Annotated in this window: 24 protein-coding genes, 4 tRNA genes and 1 pseudogene; 17 read left to right on the forward strand and 12 right to left on the reverse strand. The window is 64.6% G+C overall.

Going from position 1 to position 26,489, the window contains the following annotated elements; all coding sequences use genetic code 11:
• Positions 1-25: 25 nt before the first annotated feature.
• The 3 genes from EWM63_RS02265 to cysS all read right to left on the reverse strand — a co-directional run bounded on the left by EWM63_RS02265 (position 26) and on the right by cysS (position 3,120).
• Positions 26-1,000: an acetyl-CoA carboxylase carboxyltransferase subunit alpha gene (locus EWM63_RS02265; RefSeq protein ID WP_130185096.1), complete on the reverse strand. Its 975-nt coding sequence runs from the start codon at positions 998-1,000 to the stop codon at positions 26-28.
• Positions 1,001-1,072: 72 nt separating this feature from the next.
• Positions 1,073-1,735: a DNA-3-methyladenine glycosylase family protein gene (locus tag EWM63_RS02270; protein WP_130185097.1), complete on the reverse strand. Its 663-nt coding sequence runs from the start codon at positions 1,733-1,735 to the stop codon at positions 1,073-1,075.
• Positions 1,735-3,120: a cysteine--tRNA ligase gene (cysS, locus tag EWM63_RS02275; protein WP_130185098.1), complete on the reverse strand. Its 1,386-nt coding sequence runs from the start codon at positions 3,118-3,120 to the stop codon at positions 1,735-1,737. Before cysS ends, EWM63_RS02270 begins: the two co-directional genes overlap by 1 nt.
• A 361-nt stretch (positions 3,121-3,481) precedes the next feature.
• Between cysS and EWM63_RS02280 the strand changes: the two are divergent.
• The 3 genes and pseudogenes from EWM63_RS02280 to EWM63_RS02290 all read left to right on the forward strand — a co-directional run.
• A pseudogene (locus tag EWM63_RS02280) lies at positions 3,482-4,021 on the forward strand (peptidylprolyl isomerase); the annotation flags it as partial.
• Positions 4,022-4,232: 211 nt separating this feature from the next.
• Positions 4,233-4,724 (forward strand): peptidylprolyl isomerase, encoded by a 492-nt coding sequence (locus EWM63_RS02285; RefSeq protein WP_130185100.1) that lies wholly within the window; start codon positions 4,233-4,235, stop codon positions 4,722-4,724.
• An 18-nt stretch (positions 4,725-4,742) separates the two neighbouring features.
• Positions 4,743-5,483, forward strand: a complete 741-nt coding sequence (locus EWM63_RS02290) for a UDP-2,3-diacylglucosamine diphosphatase (protein WP_229487686.1) — start codon at positions 4,743-4,745, stop codon at positions 5,481-5,483.
• A 216-nt stretch (positions 5,484-5,699) separates the two neighbouring features.
• On the opposite strand, the gene EWM63_RS02295 is transcribed toward EWM63_RS02290, so the two are convergent.
• A complete protein-coding gene (locus EWM63_RS02295) occupies positions 5,700-6,296 on the reverse strand; it encodes a DinB family protein (RefSeq protein WP_207221229.1) in 597 nt (198 codons plus the stop codon).
• A 129-nt stretch (positions 6,297-6,425) separates the two neighbouring features.
• On the opposite strand from EWM63_RS02295, the gene EWM63_RS02300 reads away from it, so the two are divergent.
• Positions 6,426-7,058 (forward strand): glycoside hydrolase family 19 protein, encoded by a 633-nt coding sequence (locus EWM63_RS02300; protein ID WP_130185102.1) that lies wholly within the window; start codon positions 6,426-6,428, stop codon positions 7,056-7,058.
• A gap of 30 nt (positions 7,059-7,088) precedes the next feature.
• On the opposite strand, the gene EWM63_RS02305 is transcribed toward EWM63_RS02300, so the two are convergent.
• Together EWM63_RS02305 and EWM63_RS02310 are read right to left on the reverse strand one after the other, a co-directional pair.
• Positions 7,089-7,844, reverse strand: a complete 756-nt coding sequence (locus EWM63_RS02305) for a tetratricopeptide repeat protein (protein ID WP_130185103.1) — start codon at positions 7,842-7,844, stop codon at positions 7,089-7,091.
• 95 nt (positions 7,845-7,939) lie between these two features.
• Positions 7,940-8,494: a DUF1439 domain-containing protein gene (locus EWM63_RS02310; RefSeq protein WP_130185104.1), complete on the reverse strand. Its 555-nt coding sequence runs from the start codon at positions 8,492-8,494 to the stop codon at positions 7,940-7,942.
• Between the two features lie 159 nt (positions 8,495-8,653).
• Here EWM63_RS02310 and EWM63_RS02315 point away from each other — a divergent pair, with 159 nt between their 5' ends.
• Positions 8,654-9,424, forward strand: a complete 771-nt coding sequence (locus tag EWM63_RS02315; protein WP_130185105.1) for a DUF72 domain-containing protein — start codon at positions 8,654-8,656, stop codon at positions 9,422-9,424.
• Here EWM63_RS02315 and EWM63_RS02320 read toward each other — a convergent pair.
• Positions 9,391-11,613, reverse strand: a complete 2,223-nt coding sequence (locus tag EWM63_RS02320; protein ID WP_130185106.1) for a bifunctional SulP family inorganic anion transporter/carbonic anhydrase — start codon at positions 11,611-11,613, stop codon at positions 9,391-9,393. The genes EWM63_RS02315 and EWM63_RS02320 overlap by 34 nt on opposite strands.
• Positions 11,614-12,200: 587 nt before the next feature.
• On the opposite strand from EWM63_RS02320, the gene EWM63_RS02325 reads away from it, so the two are divergent.
• The 4 genes from EWM63_RS02325 to EWM63_RS02340 all read left to right on the forward strand — a co-directional run bounded on the left by EWM63_RS02325 (position 12,201) and on the right by EWM63_RS02340 (position 15,065).
• Positions 12,201-12,560, forward strand: coding sequence for a GntR family transcriptional regulator (locus EWM63_RS02325; RefSeq protein ID WP_130185107.1), 360 nt, complete (start codon positions 12,201-12,203; stop codon positions 12,558-12,560).
• Positions 12,557-13,414 (forward strand): ABC transporter ATP-binding protein, encoded by an 858-nt coding sequence (locus EWM63_RS02330; RefSeq protein WP_130185108.1) that lies wholly within the window; start codon positions 12,557-12,559, stop codon positions 13,412-13,414. Before EWM63_RS02325 ends, EWM63_RS02330 begins: the two co-directional genes overlap by 4 nt.
• Positions 13,411-14,394, forward strand: a complete 984-nt coding sequence (locus EWM63_RS02335) for a hypothetical protein (protein ID WP_130185109.1) — start codon at positions 13,411-13,413, stop codon at positions 14,392-14,394. The genes EWM63_RS02330 and EWM63_RS02335 overlap by 4 nt, the downstream gene beginning before the upstream one ends.
• A gap of 164 nt (positions 14,395-14,558) precedes the next feature.
• Entirely contained in the window at positions 14,559-15,065 is a 507-nt protein-coding gene (locus tag EWM63_RS02340) for a cyanophycin synthetase family protein (RefSeq protein ID WP_130185110.1), read from the forward strand.
• 103 nt (positions 15,066-15,168) lie between these two features.
• Here the strand turns inward: EWM63_RS02340 and EWM63_RS02345 are convergent, their stop codons facing one another.
• The 4 genes from EWM63_RS02345 to rnr form a co-directional block, all read right to left on the reverse strand.
• Positions 15,169-15,879, reverse strand: coding sequence for a YceH family protein (locus EWM63_RS02345; RefSeq protein WP_130185111.1), 711 nt, complete (start codon positions 15,877-15,879; stop codon positions 15,169-15,171).
• A gap of 23 nt (positions 15,880-15,902) precedes the next feature.
• Entirely contained in the window at positions 15,903-16,637 is a 735-nt protein-coding gene (cysE, locus tag EWM63_RS02350) for a serine O-acetyltransferase (RefSeq protein ID WP_130190134.1), read from the reverse strand.
• 118 nt (positions 16,638-16,755) lie between these two features.
• Entirely contained in the window at positions 16,756-17,502 is a 747-nt protein-coding gene (gene rlmB, locus EWM63_RS02355; protein ID WP_130185112.1) for a 23S rRNA (guanosine(2251)-2'-O)-methyltransferase RlmB, read from the reverse strand.
• An 82-nt stretch (positions 17,503-17,584) separates the two neighbouring features.
• The gene (gene rnr, locus EWM63_RS02360; RefSeq protein WP_229487687.1) at positions 17,585-20,308 is read right to left on the reverse strand and encodes a ribonuclease R; all 2,724 of its coding nucleotides are present in this window, start codon (positions 20,306-20,308) and stop codon (positions 17,585-17,587) included.
• A gap of 306 nt (positions 20,309-20,614) precedes the next feature.
• Here rnr and EWM63_RS02365 point away from each other — a divergent pair.
• Positions 20,615-20,699 (forward strand) — tRNA-Leu (locus EWM63_RS02365).
• 68 nt (positions 20,700-20,767) lie between these two features.
• Here EWM63_RS02365 and EWM63_RS02370 read toward each other — a convergent pair.
• Positions 20,768-20,995, reverse strand: coding sequence for a hypothetical protein (locus tag EWM63_RS02370; RefSeq protein ID WP_130185113.1), 228 nt, complete (start codon positions 20,993-20,995; stop codon positions 20,768-20,770).
• Between EWM63_RS02370 and EWM63_RS02375 the strand changes: the two genes are divergently transcribed.
• The 7 genes from EWM63_RS02375 to EWM63_RS02405 all read left to right on the forward strand — a co-directional run bounded on the left by EWM63_RS02375 (position 20,994) and on the right by EWM63_RS02405 (position 26,486).
• Positions 20,994-22,088: an NF038122 family metalloprotease gene (locus tag EWM63_RS02375; RefSeq protein WP_130185114.1), complete on the forward strand. Its 1,095-nt coding sequence runs from the start codon at positions 20,994-20,996 to the stop codon at positions 22,086-22,088. The two genes, EWM63_RS02370 and EWM63_RS02375, sit on opposite strands and share 2 nt — an antisense overlap.
• Before the next feature lie 149 nt (positions 22,089-22,237).
• Positions 22,238-22,322: transfer RNA gene (locus EWM63_RS02380), tRNA-Leu, on the forward strand.
• A 187-nt stretch (positions 22,323-22,509) separates the two neighbouring features.
• Complete coding sequence (locus EWM63_RS02385; protein ID WP_130185115.1) at positions 22,510-23,631, forward strand: NF038122 family metalloprotease; 1,122 nt, start codon at positions 22,510-22,512, stop codon at positions 23,629-23,631.
• Between the two features lie 76 nt (positions 23,632-23,707).
• Positions 23,708-23,792 (forward strand) — tRNA-Leu (locus tag EWM63_RS02390).
• Between the two features lie 65 nt (positions 23,793-23,857).
• Positions 23,858-23,942 (forward strand) — tRNA-Leu (locus tag EWM63_RS02395).
• Positions 23,943-24,060: 118 nt separating this feature from the next.
• Positions 24,061-26,292 (forward strand): ATP-binding protein, encoded by a 2,232-nt coding sequence (locus tag EWM63_RS02400; RefSeq protein WP_229487688.1) that lies wholly within the window; start codon positions 24,061-24,063, stop codon positions 26,290-26,292.
• Entirely contained in the window at positions 26,289-26,486 is a 198-nt protein-coding gene (locus EWM63_RS02405; protein ID WP_130185116.1) for a hypothetical protein, read from the forward strand. Before EWM63_RS02400 ends, EWM63_RS02405 begins: the two co-directional genes overlap by 4 nt.
• Positions 26,487-26,489 lie beyond the last annotated feature (3 nt).

A 26,489-nucleotide genomic window follows, 5' to 3' on the forward strand; every position in this document is an offset into this window, starting at 1 on the left:
CACCGTGATTCACCGCCGCTGGAAATTATTCCGGCAAGGTCGTTTCCTTGAACTTGCCGTAGCTCATCAGCTTCTGGTGGCGGGCGTCCAGCAGGTCTTTCGTCTTGACGCCCTGGAACTGGCGCAGCGAGTCGGCCAGCGCGCGCTTGAGCAGGCGGGCCATTTCCTTCGGGTCGCGATGGGCGCCGCCGAGGGGCTCGGACACGATCTTGTCGACCAGGCCCATGGCCTTCAGGCGGTGGGCGGTCAGGCCGAGGGCTTCGGCCGCATCGGCGGCGCGTTCGGCCGTCTTCCACAGGATCGACGCGCAGCCTTCCGGCGAAATCACGGAATACGTGGCGTATTGCAGCATCAGCACGGAGTCGCCCACGGCGATCGCCAGCGCGCCGCCCGAGCCGCCTTCGCCGATGATCGTGGCGATCAGCGGCACCTTCAGTTCGGCCATCACGTAGAGGTTGTGGCCGATCGCCTCGGACTGGCCGCGCTCTTCGGCGTCGATGCCGGGGAATGCGCCGGGCGTGTCGACGAACGTGAAGATCGGCAGATTGAACTTCTCGGCCACTTTCATCAGGCGCATGGCCTTGCGGTAGCCTTCGGGCTTGGGCATGCCGAAGTTGCGCAGCGCGCGTTCCTTCGTGTCGCGGCCCTTCTGGTGGCCGATCACCATGCAGGGCTGGCCATTGAAGCGGGCCAGGCCGCCGACGATCGACTGGTCGTCCGCATACGTGCGGTCGCCGTGCAGTTCGTGGAAGTCGGTGAAGATCTCGTTCACGTAGTCCATCGTGTACGGCCGCTGTGGATGGCGGGCGATCTGCGACACTTGCCACGGGGTCAGCTTGGCGTAGATGTCCTTGGTTAGTTGCTGGCTCTTCTTGGCCAGGCGGTCGATTTCTTCCGAAATGTCGACGGCGGAATCGTCCTGCACGAAGCGCAGCTCTTCAATCTTGGAATCGAGCTCCGCGATGGGCTGCTCAAAATTGAGGAAAGTAGTTTTGGTCATTGGTCCTCCGAGAGTATGAACCCAGGGCGCGCTCGCGCAGGCGTGAGCGGGCGAGGCTTCAGAATTTTTTGGCTATTCTACCGGAACAGGATCGAGGCTACGCCACAAATACCAGGTAGCAACGGTACGATACGGTTCCCAGTTTGCCGACACTTCGCGCGCGTCGCTGCGCGAAACGGGCTCCCCGGAAAAATAGTTATGGCTGATGCCGGCGATAAGGCGCGGGTCGTCCAGCGGCAGCACGTTCGGCCGCAGCAGGTTAAAGATCAGGAACATTTCCGCTGTCCAGCGCGTGATACCGCGAATCTGGACCAGCTCCGCGATGACGGCTTCATCCTCCATCTGGTGCCATTCGCCGGCATGCACTTTCCTTGCCTTGAAATTGTCGGCCAGGTCGAGGATGTATTCCGTCTTGCGCTTCGAGAGGCCGCAGGCGGCCAGCTCCACCGCGCCGGCCTTGATGACGAGCGCGGGGGTGAACTTGGGGATCGCCAGCAGCAGTTTTTGCCATGCCGCGTTTGCGGCTTTCGGCGTGACCTGCTGGTTGACGATCGAGCGTGCCAGGGTGGTGAACGGGTCGTCGTGCCCCACCAGGTGCAGGTCGCCGAACTGGGGAATGAGCTTGTTCATGATGCGGTCGCGCCGCATCAGCTCGGCCTTGGCTTCTTCCCAGTACGGCGGCACGGCCACCTGGCGGCCCGCGCCGCCCGATTTGTCCCTGGACTGGAGAGCCATTATGCGCGGCGCCAGTTCGTCGTACCGTCTGGCTTGTCTTCGAGGACGACACCGGCGGCGAGCAGGTCGGCGCGGATCTTGTCCGCCTGCGCGAAGTCGCGCGCCTTCTTTGCCGCCGCACGGGCCTCGATGGCTTGTGCAATGGATGCCTCACCGAACGCATCGGCCACGCCGGCCTGCAGGAATGCCTGCGGGCTGCGCTCCAGCAGGCCCAGCACGCCTGCCAGGCCTTTCAGCTGGCGCACCGCTTCCGGCGACTTCGAACGATTGACTTCGGAAGCCAGCTCGAACAGCACGGCCACGGCGACCGGCGTATTGAAATCGTCGTCCATCGCTTCCGCGAAGCGCTTCGCGTGGTCTTCGTTCCAGTCCAGTGCCGCGCCATCGCCTTCGACGCCATCGAGCGCCGTGTACAGGCGCGTCAGGGCGCCGCGCGCATCGTCGATGTGCACGTCGGAATAATTGAGCGGGCTGCGGTAGTGGGCGCGCAGGATGAAGAAGCGCACCACTTCGGCATCGAACTTTTTCAGCACGTCGCGGATCGTGAAGAAATTGCCGAGCGATTTCGACATTTTCTCGTTATCGACGCGCACGAAACCGTTATGGACCCAGTAGTTCGCCAGCGGCTTGCCGAACGCGCCTTCGGATTGCGCGATTTCGTTTTCGTGGTGCGGGAACTGCAGGTCCTGGCCACCGCCGTGGATGTCGAACTGTTCGCCCAGCAGCGCGCAGGCCATCGCCGAGCACTCGATGTGCCAGCCCGGGCGGCCGCTGCCCCACTTCGATTGCCATTTCACTTCGGCCGGTTCGCTTTCCTTCGACGCCTTCCACAGCACGAAGTCGAGCGGATCGCGCTTGCCGGTGTTGACGTCCACGCGCTCGCCGGCGCGCAGGTCGTCCAGCGACTTGCCGGACAATTTTCCGTAGCCGTCGAAGCCGCGCACCACGTAATTGACGTCGCCGTCCTCGCCCTGGTAGGCCAGGCCCTTGGCTTCCAGCTGCTCGATGATCGACAGCATCTGCGGCACGTACTCGGTGGCATGCGGGACGTCGGTCGGCGGCAGGATGCCCAGCGCAGTCGTGTCCTCATCCATGTAGCGCTCGAAGCGCGACGTCAGCGCGCGGACCGATTCGTTGTTGTCGACCGCACGGCGGATGATCTTGTCGTCGATGTCCGTGACGTTGCGCACATATTGCACGTCGTAGCCCGATGTCGTCAGCCAGCGGTAGATCACGTCGAACGCCATCATCATGCGCGCATGGCCCACGTGGCAGTAATCGTAGACCGTGATACCGCAGACATACATGCGGACCTTGCCGGCCTCCATGGGAGTGAACGTCTGTTTGTCGCGCGCCAGCGTGTTATAGATCTTTAAGTTGCTCATCGGACTCTTATTCTTTGCGAATGCCACCGCCAGCGCGCAATGAGAAAGCCGGGCACCGGCTTGCACGCCGCGCCGGGTTTCTCGTTCGCCTGGGAAGCCGGACAGACCCTCGGTAGTTCTGCTGTAGTTCTCTGTTTGTTCTGCTGCTACTGTGCTGCTATTGCACTGCTACTGTTCTGCTGCAATTGCACCGCTGCTACTGCGTTAATTCTGGTGTTCTTCGTTCCACCCAAGACGGTCTAGAATGGAGCGGTCGCCAAGTATAGCATTGTTAAAATGTGCTGGGCTCAATATCCAACCGCAACAGAAAGACAAGAACATGCACAACAATAAGCTGAACAATAAGGTGTCGACCGCAACCATGATTGCCGGGCTGCTGCTGTCCGGTTCCGTGTTCGCGGCCAATCCGCAGGTCTCCCTGAAGACGACCGCCGGCGAGATCGTGGTGGAACTGAACCAGGACAAGGCGCCGAAGTCCACGGCGAACTTCCTTGCCTATGTGAAGAGCGGCTTTTACAAGGACACGATCTTCCACCGCGTGATCGACGGCTTCATGATCCAGGCCGGCGGCTACACGAAGGACCTGAAAGGCAAGCCGACCCGCCCGCCGATTCCCAGCGAATCAAAGAACGGCTTGAACAACGTGACGTACTCGGTGGCCATGGCGCGCATGGACAATCCCAACTCGGCCACGTCGCAATTCTTCATCAACGTGGCCGACAACATGGCGCTCGACTACCCGAACTTCGACGGTGTCGGCTACACGGTGTTCGGCCGCGTCATTTCCGGCTATGAAGTGGTCGACAAGATCAAGGGCGTGCTGGTCGACGATAAAAGCTTCGTGTTCCAGAACGTGCCGGTCACGCCGATCGTCATCAAGTCGGCCACCCTGCTGAAAAAGCCGATCGCGCCGAAGCCGGCGCCGGGACAGACCGCGCAGGCCGAGACAACGGCAACGGAAGCGGCGCAGCCTGAACCGGCTCCGGCGGCACAGCCGGAAGCGCCGGCCGAAGCAGCCCCGGCGCCGGCACAGTAAAATAGCGTTTTGCCATCGGCTGCGGTAAGATCGCGGCCCTCTTTCGAACACTCTTCCCCTACAACAGGAAAGCACCATGACCACCATTACCATCACCACGAACAAGGGCAAGATCGTTGCCGAGCTGGACGCTGAAAAAGCACCGAAGACCGTCGAGAACTTCCTGAACTACGCCAAGGCCGGCCACTACGACAACACGATCTTCCACCGCGTGATCGATGGCTTCATGATCCAGGGCGGCGGTTTCGAGCCGGGCATGAAGCAGAAGCCTGCCGACCAGACCGTGGAAAACGAAGCCAAGAACGGCTTGAAGAACGAGCCGTACACGCTGGCGATGGCCCGCACGTCGGCACCGCACTCCGCTTCCGCGCAATTCTTCATCAACGTGAAGAACAACAGCTTCCTCGACTACCCGGGCCAGGATGGCTGGGGCTATGCCGTGTTCGGCGTGGTTACCGAGGGCAAGGAAGTCGTCGATGAAATCCGCAAGGTGAAGACCACGCGCAGCGGCATGTTCGCCGACGTGCCGGTGGAAGACGTGATCATCGAAAAGGTCGAAGCCGCGTAATCCATCGGGCCTCGCATCTTGATCTTGTTTGTCTCCGACCTGCACCTGCAGGTCGACCGGCCCGCGCTGACCGAAGCGTTCCTGCGCTTCCTCGATGAGCGGGCCCGCTCCGCCCGGCAACTCTACCTGCTGGGCGACCTGTTCGAATACTGGGCTGGCGACGACGACCTCGCCGATGCCTTCCACACCCGAATCGCCGCCGCGCTGCGCGCGCTGGCCGATGGCGGCGTCGCCATCTTCTGGATTGCCGGCAACCGCGATTTCCTCGTCGGCGAGCGATTCGCCAACGCGGCCGGCCTCACCCTGCTGCCGGAAACGTGGGTCATCGAAGACCACGGCCGCCGCATCGTGCTCGTGCACGGCGATGCGCAATGCACCGACGATACGAAATACATGGCCTTCCGCGCGCAGGTGCGCGAGCCCGCCTGGCAACAGCAGTTCCTGGCGATGCCGCTGGCGCAGCGCAAGGCCATCATTGCCGGCCTGCGCGACAACAGCCGCAAGGACCAGGGCGAAAAATCCTATGAAATCATGGACGTGACGCCACAGGCGATCGCCGCCGTCTTCGCGCAAACGAACGCCAGCGTGATGATCCACGGTCACACGCACCGCCCTGCCCTGCATGCCGTGGCGGGCACACTGCGCTACGTGCTGCCCGATTGGGAGCCGGAAGCCACGCCGCCACGGGGCGGGTGGATCGCCATCGACGACGAGGGTGCGATCACGCGGCACGCGCTCGACGGCACCATCTTGCATTGAACCAAAACTGGGGACGTACCCTGGTTTAGCGGAAATATTGCACACGGCCCTCCTTGCAGAGTTGCCTGCAAACATGGGCGGCCGGCGTCCCGGTATATCTTCAGTTTTGCCTGGAAACAGGGCGGTCCGGCGTCCCGGTACGTCCCTAGTTTTGCCGCGAAACAGGGGTACGTCCCTAGTTTTGCCTGCAAACAGGGGTACGTCCCCAGTTTTGCGTTACGGCCAGACTTGTTGTTCGGTCCACCCCAGCTCGGCAAAGTCCTGCGCCCGGAGGTCGGCTTCCCCCGCCGAATAGAACTCGTCCAGTTGCGGTGGCGCCACCGGCGTGCCGGCCAGCATGGCGTGGACTTGCCCGCGGTGGTGCACCTGGTGCTGGAACAGGTGCGCCAGCAGGCGCTGGCGGGTATCGCGCTGCACATGGTCGCCACGATCGATGGCGACGACGGCGTCCAGCACCTCGTCGCGCAGCCCGGAACAATAGGCGATCAGCGAGTCGTTGCTTTCGCGCTGCGCCTGCCACAGCGGGGGGCAGGTGGCATAGGGCTCTTCCGGTTCGAAGAATGTGTGGTAATCCGGGTGGGGTGGCTCGCCGCGCCAGTCGCGCCACAGCGCATCGAGGTAGAAGCGCTGCACGCCCAGGTTATGGTTCAGCGTGTAGCGGATGCTGGGGAAGAAACTCGTGCGAGACTGGTCTTCGAACGCGGCTTGCGACAAGGTATTGCAGGCGCGCAGCAGCCGGTGGTCGGACCAGGCATTGTTGTACGCCTGGGCCAGCAGGTAGCGCGACAGCGACGTGGAAGCTGGCTGGGGCACTGTGGTATTCCTCGCAAAGAAACAGGCAGGTTACTTGAAAATCGCACGCCACGAAATAAGCTGGATGGTGAACAACCATAACGATCAGGGCGGCCACAAGAGGCCCGCCGTCCATCCTGAGGAGCCATCATGCTGAATGGAGACACTTTGCGCCAGGTATTTCCCGACTGCGCCGATGCGGATGACTGGGCCACCGCGCTCGACAGTGCACTGGTCCGCTTCCACATCACCACGCGCGACCGCGTGTGCGCGTTCCTGGCGCAAACCAGCCACGAATCGGGTCACTTCAACCGGCTGGAGGAATCGCTGTTCTACCGCACGCCCGCACGGCTGATGGCCGTGTGGCCGAAGCGCTTTCCCAGCGTCGCGAGCGCCACGCCGTTCGTGCAGAACCCGGAGCGGCTGGCCAATTTCGTGTATGCGCGGCGGATGGGCAATGGCGATGAAGCCAGCGGCGACGGCTTTCTCTTCCGCGGCCGCGGGCTCATCCAGCTGACGGGTCGCAGCAACTACCGCCAGGCTGGCGAAGCGCTGGGCCTGGATTTGCTGGGCACGCCCGACCGCCTGGTATCGAAGGAAGTGGCGGCACTGTCGGCCGCATGGTTCTGGGACAGCCGCGGCCTGAATGCGCTGGCCGACCATGACAAGCCGGACGACGACCTGGAAGATTTCACGGAAATCACGCGGCGCATCAACGGCGGCACGGTGGGGCTGAAGGAAAGGCTGGCGGCCTACAAGCTGCTGCGCAGCACCCTCGCCTGACCCACTGCGCGCGTAGCGCTATTGCTAGTGCTAGTGCTGGCGCGGCACGCCGGCATAAGCCGCCTCGAGGCGGCGGATCAGCGGCAGGTTCATCGCATGCGTGTGGCGGTTCCAGCGGTCCATCGTCGCGTGCAGGTCGTTTTGCAGGCGGTGCGCCAGCTGGAATTCACGTGCATCCGCCGCCCAGATCGCGAACTCGACCTTGGCCTCGAAACTGCCATGGCGACGCACGGCCGCTTCGAACTCGGCGCGCGCGGCGTCGGGGTGGCCGGCGCCATGCAGCGCGCGCGCCATGAGCAAGCTCGTTTGTTCAGGGCGGAAATGCGGATCGGTGCGCCGCAACTGCTCCAGCTGCGCCAGCGCCTCGGCATGACGGCCACAGGCGAAGCTTGCGCGGGCGGCGCCCAGGCGAATGTCCGGGTCGCCCGCGAATGCGCCTTGCAGGCAGGTGGCGAACGTGGCGGCGGCACCTTCCGCATCGCCAGCCTCGAGCTGGGCATGGGCCAGGCGCATCTGGTTCTGCGCCGTGGGGGTGAATGCCACGGCGGCCTGCGCTTCGCGCAGTTCACGCGTGGGGTCGGGTGCCCGCGCGGGGCCGGGCACCGGCGTGCCGTCGCCGCGATCGAGGCGTGAGCGCGGCAGGTAAATGCCAAGGAAATAGACAAGGCTGCCCAGCAGCGGGAAGATGAACAGGATCATCAGCCAGACCCTCTGCTGCCGGCTGCGGATCGCGTGCACGGCAAAAAAAACCGCGACCAGCACGTGCAACCCGATTCCGACCATCATTGCGCTCTCCACCTGCGCTCTCCACCTGTTTACCGTGTGTTCATTCTAGGATTTTTGATTCCCCCGTGCAACTTACGAGCTGCAAGGCAATCACGTCACTTGGCGGGCTCGAAGCGCACCCGCAAGCCCTCGCGCGTGGTGTGGATCGTCGTCGGCACATATTGCACGCCGAGATACCGCAGCTCGTCCGGGCGGAAGTGGTACACGGGCACGTCGCGAACGATGCGCTCGACGACGACGTTGGCGGCAGCCGCCAGCTGGCCCCGTGTGGCCGTATCGACACCGCCGACGGAGAAACCATCGATGCGCGCGTCAGAGAGCACGACCGCGTTGCGCACATTGTCGACCTGCAGCCGGCCGGACAGCGCCACGTTGCCCTGCAGGGGCCGCAGCAGCGGCGACGTGACGGCAACCGTGGCGGACAGCGCCAGCCGGTCGTTGTCGCGCAGGATCGCCAGCTGGGGCCGGGAGAGCTCCAGTTCGAATACGCCAAGCGCACGTTGCTGCAACGGGAAGCGCTCGTCCAGGCCGCGCTGCAGGCGCTCCAGCGGCACGTCCACTTCGCGTGGGCCCGTCAGGCTGGCGCAGCCCGCCAGCAAGGCAGCCGCGGCCAACGGCGCGATCAACAGGAACCTGCGTGCGTAAGACATCGTCGCCCCCACCCTTTCAATCAAAAGAGTGCGGATGATAGCCGATCGAAGCTGGAAATGTGTCAAATAATGTAACAGTCACCGTCACAGATGCAGGCAGCCAGGGCCGGTGTGCGGGAGCGAACGGTTGCGTCGGAGCGGGCGGCGTAATGTGAGGCCATGCCAACCTTATCCGACCATTCGTCCCCATTGATCGGCACTGCCGGCTGGAGCCTGCCCCGTGACACCTGGCCCGCGTTTCCGGCCGAGGGCAGCCAGCTCGAACGCTACGCGGCTGTCTTCAACGCGGTCGAGATCAACACGAGTTTCTACCGGCCGCACCAGCCGAAAACCTATGAGCGCTGGGCCGCCGCCACGCCGCCGGCGTTCTGCTTCGCGGTGAAACTGCCGCGCACCATCACGCATGAAGCGAGGCTGCACGGCGTCGACGACCTGCTGGCCCGTTTCGCGGGAGAGGCCGGGGCATTGGGCGACAGGCTCGGTGCCGTGCTGGTGCAGTTGCCGCCCAGCCTGGCGCTGGATACCGCCGCCGCCGCCGCGCTGTTCACCGCGCTGCAACAGCGCTTCACGTGCATGATCGCGTGCGAGGCGCGGCACGCCACGTGGTTCACGCCCGCGGCAACGAGCCTGCTCCACCAGGCCGGGGTCACGCGCGTGCTGGCCGACCCGGTGGTCGGCTACAGTGGCGCGTTCGAACCGACCACGGCGCCGGCCTACGTGCGGCTTCATGGCAACCCGCGCATCTATTATTCGCGCTACACGCCGGAACGGATGGACGAGGTGCGCGCCTGGCTGGCGCGGCACCCCGGCTCCTGGTGCATCCTCGACAATACGGCAAGCGGCGCCGCCACGTCGAATGCACTCGAACTCATCGGCCGGAGCGCCGGCCTGGTGGATCAGGCAGCCAGCCCGGCCCTGTCGGAGCGGTAGCGGTCGAAGCGGTCCGGCGTGATCAGCTCGCCGAACTCCACGGTGCGCGTGGCGATGTCGTGGTAGGCACCGACAAGGCCCATCTCGCCCCGCGCGATGCAATCGCGCAGGTATTCGCTGCCATTGATGATTTCTGCGAGCGAATTCTCGACATTCTGCCGCGTGACCTGTTCGAGCAGCTCCTTGCCGGCCGGTGCCGGCGCCCCGTGCGATGCGCACTGGCACTGCCAGATCGACGTCTGGATCTTGCCGGTGATCGTGCCGATGCTGTGCGCATCCACGTTCTTCAGCGCCAGCCCGATCGCGCCGCAACTGGAGTGCCCTTTCACGACGATCAGCTTGGCACCCAGCTTGTGGGCGATTTCCAGGCTGCCGATGATCTCGTCGCTGATCACGTTGCCGGCGATGCGGATCGTCAGCAGGTCGCCCAGGCCGGCATCGAAGATGATCTCCGGCGAGGTGCGCGAGTCGATGCAATTGACCACCACGGCCATCGGGTGCTGCCCGCCGGCGGTGGCATCGACCTGGTGCAGGTAGTATTTCTTGATCCACCGGCCCGCCTGGAAGCGCTCGTTGCCATCCTTGAGCAGTTGCAGCACGTCCTCGGGCTGCAGCCTCGTCTGGGTTTCCTTGTCGAGCGCCGGCACGAACTGGATCGGGTCGGCCAGGCTGTACTCGTCGCGCAGGCCGATCACGTTCAGTTGCACGTCGCGTTCCGAAGCGGCCACGCGGTAGTCCTCGATCGTTTCCAGCACGTCGTTGTCGATGTAGTCGGCGTTGGTCGCGTCGATCAGCACTTTCGAGCCGGGCGGCACGTCCCACAGCGCCGTCTTGATCGTGGCCTTGTTCAGGAACGATACCTGGTTCGGCAACTCCATCTTGATCACTTCGCCGATATGCAGGCGGTATTGCTCGATCGCGAACGGGTTGCGGAAATTGCTGCGCAGCAGGTAGAACAGGCTGGCGGCCAGGCCGATCATCACACCCATCAGCAGGTCGGTCAGCACGATCGCCGCCACCGTGACCACGAACGGCACGAATTGCGACGCGCCCTTCGTGTACATGTCGCGGAACAGCGAAACCTTGGCCAGCTTGTAGCCGGTCATGATGAGGATCGCGGCCAGCGCGGCCAGCGGAATCTGGTTCAGCACGGGGCTCAGCACCAGCACGGCGGCGAGCAGCAGCAGGCCATGGAACACGGCAGATGCCTTGGTAGCGTTACCCGTCTGGATATTGACAGAGCTGCGCACGATCACGGACGTGACGGGCAGGCCGCCCAGCAGGCCTGCGCAGATATTGCCCACGCCCTGCGCGACCAGCTCGCGGTTCGGCGGTGTTTCACGCTTGTGGGGGTCGACCTTGTCCACCGCTTCCACGTTCAGCAGCGTTTCCAGCGACGCCACGATGGCGATCGTGGCGCCCACGAACCACACGTCCGGGTTGGCGAAATGGCGCAGTTCCGGGAAGTTCAGGTAGGCACCGAGATTGCCGACGTCGACCGGCGGGATCTCCACGAGGTGCGACTGTTCCAGGCTCAGGCCCGGCGTGAAGCGGCTGAACAGCAGGTGCAGCGCGACGCCGAGCACGACGACGAACAGCGGCGCAGGCAGCAGCTTGACGTTCTTGAGCGGCGTGCGGTCCCAGTACAGCAGCACCAGCATCGACAGCGCGGCGATAATGACGGCGCCCGGCGTGATGCTGCCCAGGGCGCTGCCGAGCGCCGAGAATGTGGTTTCGCCGTTGGCCTGGAAGAACGAATACTCGTCGGCGTTGTTGGCGTCGTAGCCGAGGGCGTGCGGGATCTGCTTGAGGATCAGCAGCACACCGATGGCCGCCAGCAAGCCCTTGATGACGTTGGACGGCACGTAGTTGGCGATGAAACCGGCGCGGGCAATGCCGAGGGCCAGTTGCAGGAAGCCGGCGATCACGATGGACGCCAGCAGGATCTCAAATGCGCCGAGTTTCGTGATGGACGCCAGTACCACGGCGGCGAGGCCCGCGGCGGGACCGCTGACGCTGGTATGCGAGCCGCTGAGAAGCCCGACGACAATGCCTCCGATGATGCCCGAGATAATCCCGGAAAACAGGGGCGCACCGGAGGCCAGGGCAATGCCGAGGCATAAAGGCAGGGCAACGAGGAAAACCACAATCCCTGCCGGGATATCTTGCTTGAGGTGATGGATATTCATGGCACACGCGTTCGAATCGATTATCAGTCGTACGCGCCAGCCCCTCATCCCACGAATCTGTAATAAGAAACGCTGATTATCGAATAATAATCGTGGGCGGCAGTGCTCCCGACTGAGAGAGGCACCGCACTGGCAATGAATGGCGAAGCCGCGGCATCTCCTCGTAATTGCCCGGGAAATGTCAACGAAGCTCCATCTGTCGAAACAATATAGCACGCGTTTTTTGCGGTGCGCAATTACGATTTTCCCGATCCGTATTACTACGTATTTCCGGAAAGTTATATTTTTTTGTCAGGATATTTTTATTGTAATCGTTGAAATACGCATGCCAGTAAATATGCGGCTTTGCGCCGATAATCACGGAGATAAATGACGGATATATTCGATGACAATATCTCGATATTGACCAAATAAAGATGTTTCGGCGGGCGCCGGGCATCCTTCATGGACCATTGGTGGCCACACGCAAGCCGTTTTTCGTCGCTCAATCCCATGATTTTTTCACCGTCGCTTGCGCTCCGCCGTTTTGGTGTTATAGTTCACTACATCACCACCTCAATAACGCACCGACACGGGAGGACCCATGTATGTGGAATGACAATGCGCCGATCTACCGCCAGCTGAAGGAGCGGATGATCGGCATGATGCTCGATGGCTTGCTCAAGCCCGGCGACGCCCTGCCCTCGGTACGGCAGGTGGCGGCCGACTACCAGTTGAACCCGATCACCGTGTCGCGGGCCTATCAGGAGCTGGTCGATGAAACCTTGGTGGAAAAACGAAGGGGGGTGGGTATGTACGTGACTGAAGGCGCAGTGGAAAAACTGCTGGCATCCGAACGGGAGCGCTTCCTGCGCGAGGAATGGCCGGCGATGGTCGAACGCATCCGCCGGCTCGGGCTGGACCTGGAGCAGCTGTTGCGCGGCGCGCAGCCGGGGAGCGCACCATGAGCGCCGTCATCACCGCCCGCAATCTCGTCAAGCGCTATGGCAAGAGCACCGCGCTCGACGGCCTGACCTTCGACGTGCAGCCGGGCCGTATCGTCGGCCTGATCGGGCCGAACGGTTCCGGCAAGACCACCACGCTGAAGGCGGCCCTGGGCCTGTGCCAGTTCGACGGCGAATTGTCGGTGCTGGGCCTCGATCCGCGCACGCAGCGCGACGAACTGATGAAGGACGTGTGCTTCATCGCCGACGTGGCCATCCTGCCCCGCTGGCTGAAGGTGAAGGACGCGATCGATTTCGTGGCCGGCATCCACCCGCGCTTCGATCGCGCGAAGGCCGAACGCTATATCGCCGGCACGAAGCTGACACCGGGCATGCGCGTGAATGCCATGTCGAAGGGCATGATCGTGCAACTCCACCTGGCGCTCGTGATGGCGATCGACGCACGGCTTCTCGTGCTGGACGAACCGACGCTGGGGCTGGACATCCTGTACCGCAAGGGCTTCTACCAGAACCTGCTGGAAGACTACTTCGACGAGCACAAGACGATCGTCATTACCACCCACCAGATCGAAGAAGTGGAACACATCCTCACGGACGTGCTGTTCATCCGCGAAGGCCGCATCGCACTGGCCGCCTCGATGGAAGAGATCGGCGAGCGCTATACCGAAGTGATGGTGCACCCGCAGCATGCCGCGGCGGCTGCCGCGCTGCAGCCGCTGACGCAGCGCACCGTGTTCGGCAAGAGCGTGATGCTGTTCGACGGCGTGCCCAGGCAGCAGCTTGAAAACCTTGGCGAAATGCGCACGCCCAGCGTGGCGGACCTGTTCGTCGCCAGCATGAAAGGGAGCTACGAATGAACGCGAAAACGATGCAATGGCTGCTGCGCCGCGAGATGTGGGAGCACAAGGGCATGCTTGCCTGGGTGCCGCTGGCCCTGGCCGCCCTGATGATCGTGATCGTGACGGGGGTGGCCATCACCGGCCACAACGCCACGATCCAGGTCGATGGCGTGACGACGTCCGTCGCGGGAACGACCATCGAGCTGGGCGAACGACAGCAACAGCGCCTTGCCGAGGGCATTGTCGCCGTCTCGCCCGTGGGCGCGGCACCGATCTACCTGGCGCTCGCCTTCATGGTGTTCTTCTACAGCCTCGGCGCCTTGTACGACGAACGGCGCGACCGCAGCATCCTGTTCTGGAAATCGCTGCCGGTATCGGACGCGGCCACCGTGCTGTCGAAGGCGGCGCTGGCGCTGATCGGCATTCCGCTCCTGATGATCGTGGTGGAACTGGCCACGTCGCTGATCCTCGTCGCCATCGGCCTGACCGCCCTCGCCATCAAGGGCGTGAATGTGTTCCCGCAGGTGCTGTCGCACCCGCAATTCTGGCTCGGTCCATTGAAGATGCTGTCGCTGTTGCCCGTGTATGCGCTGTGGGCGCTGCCAACGGTGGGCTGGCTGCTGCTGGTTTCCGCCTGGGCCCGCGCCAAGGTCTTCCTGTGGGCCGTGGGCGTGCCACTGGCAACGATGATCTTTGTCGTGTGGATGCAGAAGGGCCTGCAGGTCGCGGTCAACACGCAGTGGCTGATCGAAAAGCTCATCTCCCGGCTGCTGATCGGCGTGGTACCCGGCACCTGGCTGATGGCCAGCGACGTGGCCCACCGGGCGCGCGACATGGACATCACGGCCAACACGCGGGGCCCGGTGGCGGCGTTCGACATGATCTACCAGTCGTCGTGGGCCGCCGTGGCAACGCCGGAAATGATCGGCGGCGCGCTGGCCGGCGGCGCCATGATCGCGGGCGCGATCTGGCTGCGCCGCCGCCGCGAGGAAGGTTGACCGCCGCGCAGTGGTCGATAGCTCAGCTGTAAGCGTCGTCTTACAGCGCTACCAGAAAGGCACCGATGCCGCCCGGCGGCTTTCGTTGAGATAATGCCAACCATTCCGCCAGCGCCAGACCTCCCGGTCTCGCGTTGGCTGTTGTTTTGAAGGATGGTTACAACATGAACATAATCGACCAGCGTTACCTCGACGGTGCCAACCGTTACTGCACCGAGCCCTGCCTGCTGAGCATTCTCGACCTCGGCCACCCTGCTCCTTATTCCGCCAGCGACATGCAGCGCCTGCGAACGAGCCTGAAGACGGCGCTGCCCGGCCTGCGCCAGGGCCGCAGCCTCATCGGCGTGGTGGGTGACGACGTGGATGCGCCGGGCCGCGGCCTGCAACTGGCGCGCCTGATCCAGAGCGTGGCGATCGAACTGCACCGCCTGACCGGCGACGAAGTGATGATGGGGTTTGTCGGCGGCGTGCCGAAGATGCCGGGCCGCTACCGGCTGATCCTGCCGTTCCGCTGCGGCACCGTGGCCAATGCGGCGCTGAACCTGGCCATCGGCCTTGTCGGCGCTTTGCTGGATGGCAAGGAGATCCCGCTGGCCGCTGGCCTGGCCGAACTGCGCGGCATCGCCGCGGCCGGCATGCCGTCGCAGCAGTCTGTCCTGATTGCTGCCTGAACCGCAGCGTCAGGCAGCCGTACATTCACATTGCCGCCTGCACCCCCGGTGTCAGGCGGCCGTTCACTCATCATGTCGCTTGCACAGCGTCGGCGGCAGCCGCTTACTCGAACTGCCGCTTGAACTGTTCGAACTGCTCCGCCAGCGCCGCATAGTCGGCGCGCAACTGCTGCACTTCCAGCTCCAGCTGCGCCACGCGGTCGCCGCGCGATGCGCCACCGGGCGCCACCGACGCCGTGCCGTATCCGGCCTCTTCCCGCGCCAGCTGGATTTCGCCACCCAGCAACTGGCCATAGCGCGGCTCCTTCGTGCCCGGCGCCAGCGCCAGCTTCGCCACGACCGGCGGGTACTTGTCGATCAAGAATTGCAGCGCCTGCTCGACGTCCGCCACCGATTTGAACTCGTGCAGGCGGCCCGTGCGCGTGCGGATCTCGCCCGCCGTCTGGTGGCCGCGCAGCATCAGGATCGTGAGCACGGCCAGCTTGTCCTGCTCAAGCGACCACTTGATGCGCATGCGATGCTCGTACTTCGTGACGCGGGCGCCGGCCGCCGCCACGGCATTGACGAGGCGGCGCTCGGTCAGCCGGGCCAGCACGTCGGCCACCGTTTCTTCCGAGATCTGCATCACGGGGTCGCGGCTGGACAGCTGGTTGCAGCCATTGGTCAGCGCATTGAGCGACATCGGATAGTTATCGGGCGTCAGCGCTTCCTTTTCGGCCAGCACGGCCAGCACGCGGATCTCGAACGGGTCCAGCGTATCGGACGGCACATCCGCCGGCGCCGCTGTCACGCCACTGTTCACTGCATCGGTCATCGCATCTCCTTGCTCATCATTCTTCAGTCGACCAACTTGTTCAGCTGGGCGGGGTCGGACTTGCCGACGGATTCGATGTCCCCGCATGGCAAGCCGTTTTCCTTCAGCAGCGCGACGATGCGCTCGATCTGCCGCTCCTGCGCCGCCGCATGGTTGATCAGCCCGTGCAGCGCCTTCGACAGGGGATCGTCGCCGTTCGGCGTGACGCCGTAGGCCGCGAACGGGCGCTGCGCGTTGGTGTCATGCTTCTGCACGACATGGGCAGGATTGCCGACGGCCGTAGCGCCGGGCGGCACGGGTTTCAGCAGCACGGCGTTGGAACCCACCTTGGCATATTCGCCCACCGTGAAGCTGCCCAGCACCTGGGCGCCGGCACCGACGATGACGCCGCGCTCCAGCGTGGGATGGCGTTTCTTGCCCGGCGACAGCGACGTGCCGCCCAGCGTGACACCCTGGTAGATCGTGCAGTCGTCGCCGATCTCCGCCGTTTCGCCCACCACGACACCGAAACCGTGATCGATGAACACGCGCCGGCCGATCCTGGCGCCGGGGTGGATCTCGATGCCGGTGACGATGCGCGCGAGCGAGCTGATGAAGCGGCCCGGCCATTTCAGCCCGTGCGTCCAGCACCAGTGCGCCCAGCGGTGCGCGATGATTGCGTGCAGGCCGGGGTAACACGTCAGCACCTCCCAGGCGTTGCGGGCGGCGGGATCGCGTTCGATGATGCTGCGGATGTCTTGGCGCAGGTGGCGGAACATGGGTGGAAACAGTATCGGTCGGATCACGATGGTAGCGCATCGGCAAGCAACTTGCAGGATGCGCCCGCCATGGCGACCGGCACTGCGGCGCGGCCGTTCTCCGCCGGCCAGGCGCTTGTCAGCCCTCTTTTGCGATGCGCTGCCGGCGCGCTTCGTACAGGCACACGCCCGACGCCACCGACACGTTCAGGCTCTCGACGGAACCGAACATGGGAATGCTCACCAGCACGTCGCACGTTTCGCGCGTGAGGCGCCGCATGCCTTCGCCTTCGGAGCCCATCACCAGCGCCGTCGGGCCCGTGAAGTCGGCTTCGTACAGGCCTTTTTCGCCGTCGTCGGACGTGCCGATCAGCCAGATGTCGCGCTCCTTCAGCTCGCGCAGCGTGCGCGCCAGGTTCGTCACCGTGATGTAGGGCACGGTCTCGGCGGCGCCGCTGGCCACCTTGGCGGCCGTGGCGTTCAGGCCGACCGCGCGGTCTTTCGGCACGATCACGGCATGCGCGCCGACACCGTCGGCCACGCGCAGGCAGGCGCCCAGGTTGTGCGGGTCGGTGATGCCGTCCAGTACCAGCAGCAGTGGCGGGCCTTCGATCGCGTCGAGCAGCTCGTCGAGGTTGCGCGCCAGCGCCAGTTGCGATGCGAAGGCGATCACGCCCTGGTGGCGGCGCGTGCCGACGATCTTGTCGAGGCGGGCCGAGTCGACGGGCATCACGCGCACGCCGGCCGACTTGGCGTTGGCGATCAGGTCTTTCATGCGGCGGTCGTCGCGCGCGGCATCGACGAAGATCTCCTCGACCGACGAGGCTTCGTGGCGCAGGCGCGAGGTCACGGCATGGAAGCCGAAAATCATTTTGTTCTTGGACATGGTACGGGGTTCTTATATGGCAAACGGCGTCGCCGGGGTAGTGCTGGGGGAAAAGCGCCGCGGCAGGCGCCGCGGCGTGGGATCATGATTTCTTGCGAGCCTTGCCGCCTGCTTTGGCGGCAGGCTTGGCCGCCGTGCCGGACGCGGCACGGGTCTTGCCGCTCTTGGCGGGTGCGGTGGCCTTGGCCGTCTTGCCGCGGCTCTTCGCATTTGGTTCAGCCTCGAATTGCGGCAACAGCGTAATGGAGGGCGCAACCGAAGGCGCCGGTGCGGGGGCAGCCGCCCTCGCAGGAGCAGGTTCGAACACGTCGTTGCCGCCGCGTTTGCCCCTGCCCTTCTGCTGCGCGACGGCTTCGTCCGCGACCATGCGCGGCGCGCTGTCCTGGCCGAACGCCGGACCGGCGTTCCTGCCGCCGCCCGCGTTGCGCCCGCCACCCTTGCCGCCCGCGCCGCCACGCGATTGGCCACCGCGCGAGTTGCCGCGACGTGGTTTCACGTCGTCGTTGCCGAAGCCGTCGTCGTCGAACGACTGGCCCTTGCGCCCGTTACGGGGCGCCGGGGGTGGCATGCCGGCGGTCTCGCTCGGTGCCAGGCGCAGGTCGATCTTGCGCGACTCGAGGTCGACGCGCACCACCTGCACCATGACGCGGTCGGTCAACTGGTAGCGCTTGCCGGTGCGCTCGCCGCGCAATTCGTGGCGGGCATCGTCGTACTGGAAGAAATCGGCGCCCAGGTCCGTCACGTGCACCAGGCCTTCGACGAACAGCTGGTCCAGCTGCACGAAGATGCCGAACGTGGTCACGCCGGTGATCAGGCCGCTGAATTCCTCACCCAGCTTGTCCTGCATGAAGTAGCACTTCAGCCAGGCCTCGACGTCGCGCGATGCCTCGTCGGCGCGCCGTTCGTTGGCCGAACAGTGCACGCCCAGCGCGTCCCACACGGTCAGGTCGCGCGCCGCCTTCGGTTCCTTGCCGGCGGCCTTGTCCTTCACCTGCTGGCGGCGCGTGGCGTTGGACACGGTGGTGTTCAGCACGCTCTTGTCCTCGACCTTCGGCTCGTATTTCTTGCCTTGCAGGATCGCCTTGATCGAGCGGTGCGTGAGCAGGTCGGGGTAGCGGCGGATCGGGCTGGTGAAGTGCGCATAGGCTTCGTACGCCAGGCCGAAGTGGCCGATGTTTTCCGGGCTGTAGACGGCCTGCTGCATCGAGCGCAGCAGCATCGTCTGCAGCAGGCTCGCATCCGGCCGCTCCTTGATCTTGCGCATCAGCTCGGCGTAATCGCCGGCCACCGGCGTATCGCCGCCGCCCAGCGACAGGCCCACCTGCTTCAGGAACTCGCGCACCTGCGTGAGCTTTTCCTTGGTCGGCGCGGCGTGGATGCGGTAGGTGCCGGGGTGCTTGTGGCGCAACAACAGGTCGGCCGCGCACACGTTCGCGGCCAGCATGCACTCCTCGATCAGCTTGTGCGCATCGTTGCGCGTGCGCGGGATGATCTTCTCGATCTTGCCGGCCGGGTTGCAGACGATGTAGGTTTCGGTCGTTTCGAAATCGATGGCGCCCCGTTCCAGGCGCGCCTTCAGCAGCGCGTGATAGACGGCATACAGGCTTTGCAGGTGCGGCACGAGGTGGGCGCGTTTCGCCGCCTCCGGGCCTTTCGTGTTCGACAGGATCGCCGCCACTTCCGTGTACGTGAACCGCGCGGCGGAGTGGATCACGGCCGGGTAGAACTGGTAGGCCTTGATCTCGCCCTCGGCGGTGACCACGGCATCGCAGACGAGCGTGAGGCGGTCGACGGCCGGGTTCAGCGAGCACAGCCCGTTCGACAGCTTTTCCGGCAGCATCGGGATCACCCGGCGCGGGAAGTACACCGACGTGCTGCGTTCGATCGCGTCCGCATCGAGGGCGTCGTTCGGCTTCACGTAATGGGAAACGTCGGCGATCGCCACGATCAGGCGGAAGGCATTGGCACGGCCCACTTTCACGGGTTCGCAATACACGGCGTCATCGAAGTCGCGCGCATCCTCGCCATCGATCGTGACCAGGGGCACGTCGCGCAGGTCGACACGGTCGCCCCAGTCCTTTTCATGCACCACGTCCGGCAGCCTGGCGGCCTGCTTCAGCGCCGCGTCGGAGAACACGTGCGGCACGCCGAACTTGCGCACGGCGATCTCGATTTCCATGCCGGGATCGTCCATGTCGCCCAGCACTTCGACGATCTTGCCCACGGGTTGCTTGAAGCGGCCCGGCTGCTCGGTCAGTTCGACACTGACGATCTGGCCGCTCTTGGCCTTGCCGGGCGACCCGGCCAGCAGGATATCCTGGCCGATGCGCTTGTCCTCGGGCGCCACGATCCACACGCCGTTATCCTTCAGCAGGCGGCCGATGACGTGCGTGTTGCCGCGCTGGACCACCTCGACGATGGTGCCTTCCGGGCGGCCGCGGCGATCGTAGCCGGTGACTTTCGCCATGACCTTGTCGCCATGCAGCACCTTCTGCATTTCGCGCTCGGACAGGAACAGGTCGTCGCCCGGTTCGTCGGGAATCACGAAACCGAAGCCGTCGCGGTGCGCGCTCACGCGTCCCGACACGAAATCGGAATGGTCGGCCAATACATAGAAGCCGCTGCCGTCCGAACGGATCTGGCCGTCGCGCTCCATCGCATTCAGGCGGCGCGTCAGCACCTCCTGCGAATCGGATTTCACACCGAGCGACATGGAAAGCGTGCGCAGATCAAGCGGCGCACTGGCGCTACGGAAGATGCCGAGGATTTCCTCGCGGCTGGGGATGGTATGGATCGTCTGGTTCAAAACTATTCTTTGGTCTTATTAGGATGATCGTGAGGGAAAGGTGGCAGCGTAGTGTACCGGAGGCGCGCCGGTTTGCCTAACGCGGGCAATTGGAACGTGCGCCCCGGGCACTTTTACGGACCCCTTTGACTTTCGAAAAGATTACTCTATAATCCTGGCTCTCGCAGCGATCGCAGTTTTACTGGGATTGTTGATGGGTAGTAGTAGATGAGCCGTAACAGAGTGGATGTGCAGCGTGGAATGAAAGTTCATCTGGCGCAAAACTCTCCATGGCAGTATGATAGCAGGAGTTGCAAGCAAATCAGTGCCCACGTGGCGGAATTGGTAGACGCGCATGGTTCAGGTCCATGTGCCGCAAGGTGTGGGGGTTCGAGTCCCTCCGTGGGCACCACTCTACCGGATACCGGGCGCAAGCCCCGACAAAAGCCGTGAATCGAAAGATTCACGGCTTTTGTCATTTCAGGCCACCCGATAAGCCTGCCCCCCCTCGTTGCCAGATAATTGTTTATAAAAAGGCATTTTTCTATTGCTGAGCTGGCGCTTGGCCGATATCCTCTTTCCGCGGAAAATCATCGCGCTTTTTGTTAGCGCTATCCGCGACGGTGAATCCTGTCCGGCAGATGTGGCGGTCATATAGCCATGTCCTGTCGGCGGGTTTCGCCCAACAACTAATACAGGGGATGTCATGAAAAAACTCGTAACCGCCATTGCCATGGCCTGCGCCGTTGCCGCGGCCGGCTCCGCCGCCGCCGCGCCGGTGTTCAACTTCCAGTTCACGGCAGGCACGTCGATCGAGGCGCAGCAAGGGTTCATCGCCGCGGCTGCACGCTGGTCGAGCGTACTGACCGACAATGTCACGATCAATCTCACGGTGGGCTTCAATCCGCTGGGCGACAGGATCATCGGCGAGACGCACTCGGCGCTGCTGTACACCGACTATTCGGATGTGCGGGGAGCGCTGGTCCGGGATGCCACGTCCCATGTCGATGCCATCGCCACCAGCAACCTGCCCAGTACCGCCACCTTCGGCGTGCTGACGAACCGCACGGCGAACAACCCGCACGGTGCCGGCAGCGCCAAGCCCTACCTCGACAACAATGGCGGCTTCAACAACGCTTTCGTGACGGTCACGAGCGCCGAGGCCAAGGCCGCCGGCCTGGGCGAGCTGCCGCAGTCGCTGGCCGGCTGCATCGGCACGTGCGATGGCTTCATCCGCTTCAACAGCGACTTCAACTTCGACTTCAACCCGCACGACGGCGTTCGCGCGGACGCGTTCGATTTCATCGGGGTGGCCGCGCACGAGATCGGCCACGCGCTGGGCTTCTCCAGCGGCGTGGACGACCTGGACTTCGTCGGCACGCTGCCGGAGCTGTATGCCGATGATGCCTTTCTCGTTTCCGGGCTCGACCTGTTCCGCTTTTCCGAGCAGAGCGCGGCCCTGGGCGTGATCGACTGGACGGCGGACAAGCGCGAGAAATACTTCTCGATCGACGGCGGCGTCACGGCCATCGCGCCATTTTCCACCGGCCGCGAGTTCGGCGACGGCAACCAGGCCAGTCACTGGCTGGACGATAAATACATCGGCCTGATGGACCCTACCGCCGGCCTGGGCGAAGTACTGACGATCTCGCAGGAAGACCTGGTGGCCATGGATGCGATCGGGTGGGATGTGTCGCCGGTTCCCGAGCCGTCGACGTATGCGATGCTGGGTGCCGGCCTGATGCTGCTGGGCGGCCGGGCAGCGCGCAAATCGGCGCGCAAATCGACGACGGCAGCGTAACGGCGATCCGGTGGGTGGCGTAGGCATCGGGAGCACGGCCCTCAGGCAATATTTGCTAAAAGGCATAATTCCCTCTTGCCCGATCGCGTCCGGGCCGTTATGATGCGTGCCTCGTTGCAGTACAGCGCAGCGGGAAATGAGCAAGCAGTGCCCACGTGGCGGAATTGGTAGACGCGCATGGTTCAGGTCCATGTGCCGCAAGGTGTGGGGGTTCGAGTCCCTCCGTGGGCACCACTCTACCGGATACATGAAAAGAGCCGTGAATCGCAGGATTCACGGCTCTTTTCTTTTGCGTCGGACTATTTGACGCTCGCCCATTTCTTTCGCCTGCCACGCCGCAGGCGCATGCCCTCCCCCTCTGGCGGCACGCCTGTGCACGCTTCTTGCCTGCTCCCTGTCGTCCAACCACAGGGAGTACGCCATGAAAACGCTGCTGACCGCCATCACACTGGCCACGGCCGCCGTTGCAGCCGGCCCCGCCGGCGCCGTGCCGGTCTTCAATTTCCAGTTCACGCCCGGCACGTCGGCACAGGCGCAACAGGGATTCATCGCGGCAGCCACGCGCTGGTCCAACCTGCTTGCCGACGACGTGACGATCAACCTCACGGTGGGCTTCAACCCGCTCAGCCCTGGCGTGCTGGGTCAAGCCCAGTCCGCGAGGCAGGCGTACTCCTACTCGGCCTTCCGGCAAGAACTGGTGAACGACATCACATCGACCTTCGACACCACGGCCACCGCCAGCCTGGCGGGCGGCAACACCTTCGGCATGCTGCTGAACCGCACGTCGAACAATCCAAACGGCCCCGGCAGTGCCACGCCCTGGCTCGACAATGATGCCGACGCCAACAATGCCTTCGTGCGCGTCACCACCGCCGAGGCCAAGGCGATCGGCCTGGCCACGCGGGCCCAGACGCTGAGCGGCTGCCTCGGACCATGCGACGCGTTCATCCAGTTCAACAGCAACTTCACGTTCGATTTCAACCCGACCGACGGTGTCAGTGCGACCGCCTACGACTTCATCGGCACGGCCGCGCACGAGATCGGCCACGCGCTGGGATTCGTCAGCGGCGTGGACATCCTGGACAACAATGCCACCCCGCCGAACCTGTTCCCGGACAACGACTTCACGTGGGTATCCGGCCTGGACATGTTCCGTTATTCGGCGCAATCCGCCGCGCTGGGCGTAATCGACTGGAGCGCCGACAACCGCGACAAGTTTTTTTCGATCGATGGCGGCGCCACGGCCGGCCCGCGGTTCTCCAATGGCGTGATGTTCGGTGACGGTCGACAGGCCAGCCACTGGAAGGACGACCTGTTCATCGGGCTGATGGACCCGACCGCCGGCCTGGGCGAGGCGCTGGCGATCTCGCCGGACGACCTGCTGGCAATGGATGTGATCGGATGGGACGTGTCGCCCATTCCGGAACCGTCGACCTGCGCGATGCTGGGCGCCGGCCTGCTGGTGCTCGGTGGCCGCGCCCTGCGCAGATCGGTAGGCAAAGCGGCACGGAAACCGGCAGTATTTCGCAAAAACAAAAAATGAAGTTGACGGATCCGGTTGCGGCCTTTAAGATGCGTGCCTTCTGTTGCTGAACAACGCAACGAAGTAAGAAAACAGGGCCCACGTGGCGGAATTGGTAGACGCGCATGGTTCAGGTCCATGTGCCGCAAGGTGTGGGGGTTCGAGTCCCTCCGTGGGCACCAAGTCCTGTTTTCATTACACGCAGTAGTCAGTAATAACTGGCAGGCAATACTAGAGAAGCAGCAGTGCCCACGTGGCGGAATTGGTAGACGCGCATGGTTCAGGTCCATGTGCCGCAAGGTGTGGGGGTTCGAGTCCCTCCGTGGGCACCACTCTACCGGATACCGGCTTCGCAGGAAGCCTTGAGAAACGCCGCCGGCTCGCAGGAGCCGGTGGCGTTTCTCTTTCCTGCGCCGCGTTGGCCACTGCGCCGGCCACCATGCGCGCCACATGGTCTACACTCTGCCCATGGTCACCCTGCCCCCATCGGACACGCTGAACACCATCCTGATCGCCAGCGCCACCGCGTTCCCGGCGCTGGAAGATGCGCTTGCCCATGCCGGGTTCCGCATCGGCGTGGTCAACCGCGGCGACACCGCGCTGGCGGCCGTCTGCGAGCCGCGCCCGGATGGCCACGTGGCACTCGTGCTCCTCGATGCCGCCCTGGCCGGCAGCGCGCGGATGGAACTGTGCGCGCGACTGGCCGGCACGGCACCCGTGCTGGTCATGTCGGCCGCACCTTCCGACGAGGAACAGGAACAGGCGCTGCACGCCGGCGCCGTGGGCTACCTGCGGCTGCCTTGCGCCCCCGAGGACGTGGTGGAGAAAGTGACCGTCGAACTCACCGCGCGCCATGCCTGGCTGCCGGTCGGGGGCCCGCTCGATACCGGCAACCTCGAAGTCAATTACCACGCGCTGCTGGCCGGCTCGCCCGACGCGATCCTGCTGTACGACGCGGCGCGCGGCCTGCCGGTGGACGTGAACCGCAATGCCGAGCGGATGTTCGGGCGCAGCGGCGCGGAATTGATGCGCATGCGGCTGGCGGACCTGTGCCCGCCCCGCCAGCCCGATGGCATGGCGTCGGCCGATGCGGTCGCCGCGCTGGTCACGCGTGGCCTGTCCGGCGATATCCGCATCTTTCCGCTGACGTTCCAGCACAGCAGCGGGCGCCATATCGATGGCGAGCTGCGCCTGGTCGTGCTGCAAAAGGCCGACATGCGGCTGCTGCACATGCGCGTCGCGGATGTGACGGGCCAGCGCGTTGCCGAGGCGCTGCGGGCGGGACAGAACCGGCTGCTGGAGATGATCGCGCGCGGCGCGCCCCTGCAGGATATCCTGGACAACCTGCTGCGCCTGATCGAAGGCCAGGCACCGGGCCTCGTCTGCACCGTGCTGCTGCTCGACGAGGATGGCGTAACCGTCCGCGGCGGCGCCGCGCCCAGCCTGCCGCCGGAGTTCCTGCAGGTGTTCGATGGCCAGCCGATCGGCCCTTCGGCCGGCTCGTGCGGGACCGCGATGTTCCGCCGCGAACCCGTGGTGGTGGCCGACATCCACCACGACCCGCTGTGGAACGGCTGGCACCAACTCGCCGCCAGGCATGGCTTGCACGCGTGCTGGGCCATGCCGATCATGACCGACCGCCCAATGGCGCTCGGTTCGTCCGCTACCGTGCTCGGGTCGTTTGCCATGTATTACCGCGATATTCGCCTGCCACGCGCCGACGACGAGCGGCTGATTGCCGTGGCCGTGCACCTGGCCGGCATCGCCATCGAACGCATGCGCCGCGAGGCGGAACTGGCGCGCCACCGCCATCACCTGGAAGACCTGGTGGCGGCGCGCACGGCCGAGCTGCTCAGTGCGAAGGAAAGGGCCGAACTGGCCAGCGCCGGACTGGCCGCGGCGCTGGACGACTTGCGCAAGACCCAGGCCGAGCTGGTGCGGCGCGACAAGCTGGCCGCGCTGGGCGGGCTGGTGGCCGGCGTGGCCCACGAACTGAACACGCCGATCGGCAACACGCTGACAATCGCCAGCGCCATGAGCGAACGCCTGGGTGCGCTGCGCGCCGGCCTGGCCGCGGGCCTGCGCCGCTCCGACCTCGAACAATTCCTGGCCCAGGCCGGCGAGGCCGACGAAGTCGTGGTGCGCAACCTGCGCCGTGCCGCCGCGCTGATCGCCAGCTTCCGGCAGGTAGCCGTCGACACGGCCAGTTCGCAACGCCGCCAGTTCCGGCTCGATGAATTCATTGCCGAGCTGGTGCTGCCGCTGACGGCCGGCATCGCACCGCCGCGCCCGCGCGTCGTGCAGGAAGTGGCGCCCGGCCTGGCGATGGACAGCTATCCCGGTCCGCTGGGGCAAGCCGTTTCCGCGCTGTTCGAGAATGCCGTGATCCACGGGCTGGACGGGCGCGGCGACGGCACCGTCACGCTGGCCGCCCATGCACTGGAGGATGGCTGGATCGCGTTGTCCGTGGCGGACAACGGCGCGGGCATTGCTCCAGGGAATCTCGAACGGGTGTATGATCCCTTCTTCACTACCCGGCCCGGCGCGGGTGGTTCCGGCCTGGGCCTGCACGTGACGCACAATATCGTCACCGGCGTGCTCGGTGGCCGGATCGCCGTGCGCAGCGCGCCGGGCGCCGGCAGCACCTTCACGATGACCCTTCCCGCGATCGCTCCCCGATGAAACGTAAGCTGTTCCTGAGTACCCTGCTGCTGGCCGCCATCGCCGGCGCCGCGCCGGCCCCCTGGTGGCTGTGGGAAAGCGTGACCGGCAGCGGCGCCAAGGTCTGCTCGCAGACGCCGCTCGGCCCCGGCTGGCGCAAGCTGCTGGGCCCGTACAAGGATTCCCGTTGCGAGAAGTTGATTCGTGTTCAATAATGG

The sequence above is a fragment of the Pseudoduganella lutea genome, from assembly GCF_004209755.1.
Lineage (GTDB): Bacteria > Pseudomonadota > Gammaproteobacteria > Burkholderiales > Burkholderiaceae_D > Rugamonas > Rugamonas lutea.

Excerpts from the sequence above, each read along its gene's own strand:
- EWM63_RS02265 (WP_130185096.1), bottom strand. The coding sequence starts at position 1,000 with ATGACCAAAACTACTTTCCTCAATTTTGAGCAGCCCATCGCGGAGCTC.
- EWM63_RS02270 (WP_130185097.1), bottom strand. The coding sequence starts at position 1,735 with ATGGCTCTCCAGTCCAGGGACAAATCGGGCGGCGCGGGCCGCCAGGTG.
- cysS (WP_130185098.1), bottom strand. The coding sequence starts at position 3,120 with ATGAGCAACTTAAAGATCTATAACACGCTGGCGCGCGACAAACAGACG.
- EWM63_RS02285 (WP_130185100.1), top strand. The coding sequence starts at position 4,233 with ATGACCACCATTACCATCACCACGAACAAGGGCAAGATCGTTGCCGAG.
- EWM63_RS02300 (WP_130185102.1), top strand. The coding sequence starts at position 6,426 with ATGCTGAATGGAGACACTTTGCGCCAGGTATTTCCCGACTGCGCCGAT.
- EWM63_RS02305 (WP_130185103.1), bottom strand. The coding sequence starts at position 7,844 with ATGATGGTCGGAATCGGGTTGCACGTGCTGGTCGCGGTTTTTTTTGCC.
- EWM63_RS02310 (WP_130185104.1), bottom strand. The coding sequence starts at position 8,494 with ATGTCTTACGCACGCAGGTTCCTGTTGATCGCGCCGTTGGCCGCGGCT.
- EWM63_RS02315 (WP_130185105.1), top strand. The coding sequence starts at position 8,654 with ATGCCAACCTTATCCGACCATTCGTCCCCATTGATCGGCACTGCCGGC.
- EWM63_RS02320 (WP_130185106.1), bottom strand. The coding sequence starts at position 11,613 with ATGAATATCCATCACCTCAAGCAAGATATCCCGGCAGGGATTGTGGTT.
- EWM63_RS02325 (WP_130185107.1), top strand. The coding sequence starts at position 12,201 with ATGTGGAATGACAATGCGCCGATCTACCGCCAGCTGAAGGAGCGGATG.
- EWM63_RS02330 (WP_130185108.1), top strand. The coding sequence starts at position 12,557 with ATGAGCGCCGTCATCACCGCCCGCAATCTCGTCAAGCGCTATGGCAAG.
- EWM63_RS02335 (WP_130185109.1), top strand. The coding sequence starts at position 13,411 with ATGAACGCGAAAACGATGCAATGGCTGCTGCGCCGCGAGATGTGGGAG.
- EWM63_RS02340 (WP_130185110.1), top strand. The coding sequence starts at position 14,559 with ATGAACATAATCGACCAGCGTTACCTCGACGGTGCCAACCGTTACTGC.
- EWM63_RS02345 (WP_130185111.1), bottom strand. The coding sequence starts at position 15,879 with ATGACCGATGCAGTGAACAGTGGCGTGACAGCGGCGCCGGCGGATGTG.
- cysE (WP_130190134.1), bottom strand. The coding sequence starts at position 16,637 with ATGTTCCGCCACCTGCGCCAAGACATCCGCAGCATCATCGAACGCGAT.
- rlmB (WP_130185112.1), bottom strand. The coding sequence starts at position 17,502 with ATGTCCAAGAACAAAATGATTTTCGGCTTCCATGCCGTGACCTCGCGC.
- EWM63_RS02375 (WP_130185114.1), top strand. The coding sequence starts at position 20,994 with ATGAAAAAACTCGTAACCGCCATTGCCATGGCCTGCGCCGTTGCCGCG.
- EWM63_RS02370 (WP_130185113.1), bottom strand. The coding sequence starts at position 20,995 with ATGACATCCCCTGTATTAGTTGTTGGGCGAAACCCGCCGACAGGACAT.
- EWM63_RS02385 (WP_130185115.1), top strand. The coding sequence starts at position 22,510 with ATGAAAACGCTGCTGACCGCCATCACACTGGCCACGGCCGCCGTTGCA.
- EWM63_RS02400 (WP_229487688.1), top strand. The coding sequence starts at position 24,061 with ATGGTCTACACTCTGCCCATGGTCACCCTGCCCCCATCGGACACGCTG.
- EWM63_RS02405 (WP_130185116.1), top strand. The coding sequence starts at position 26,289 with ATGAAACGTAAGCTGTTCCTGAGTACCCTGCTGCTGGCCGCCATCGCC.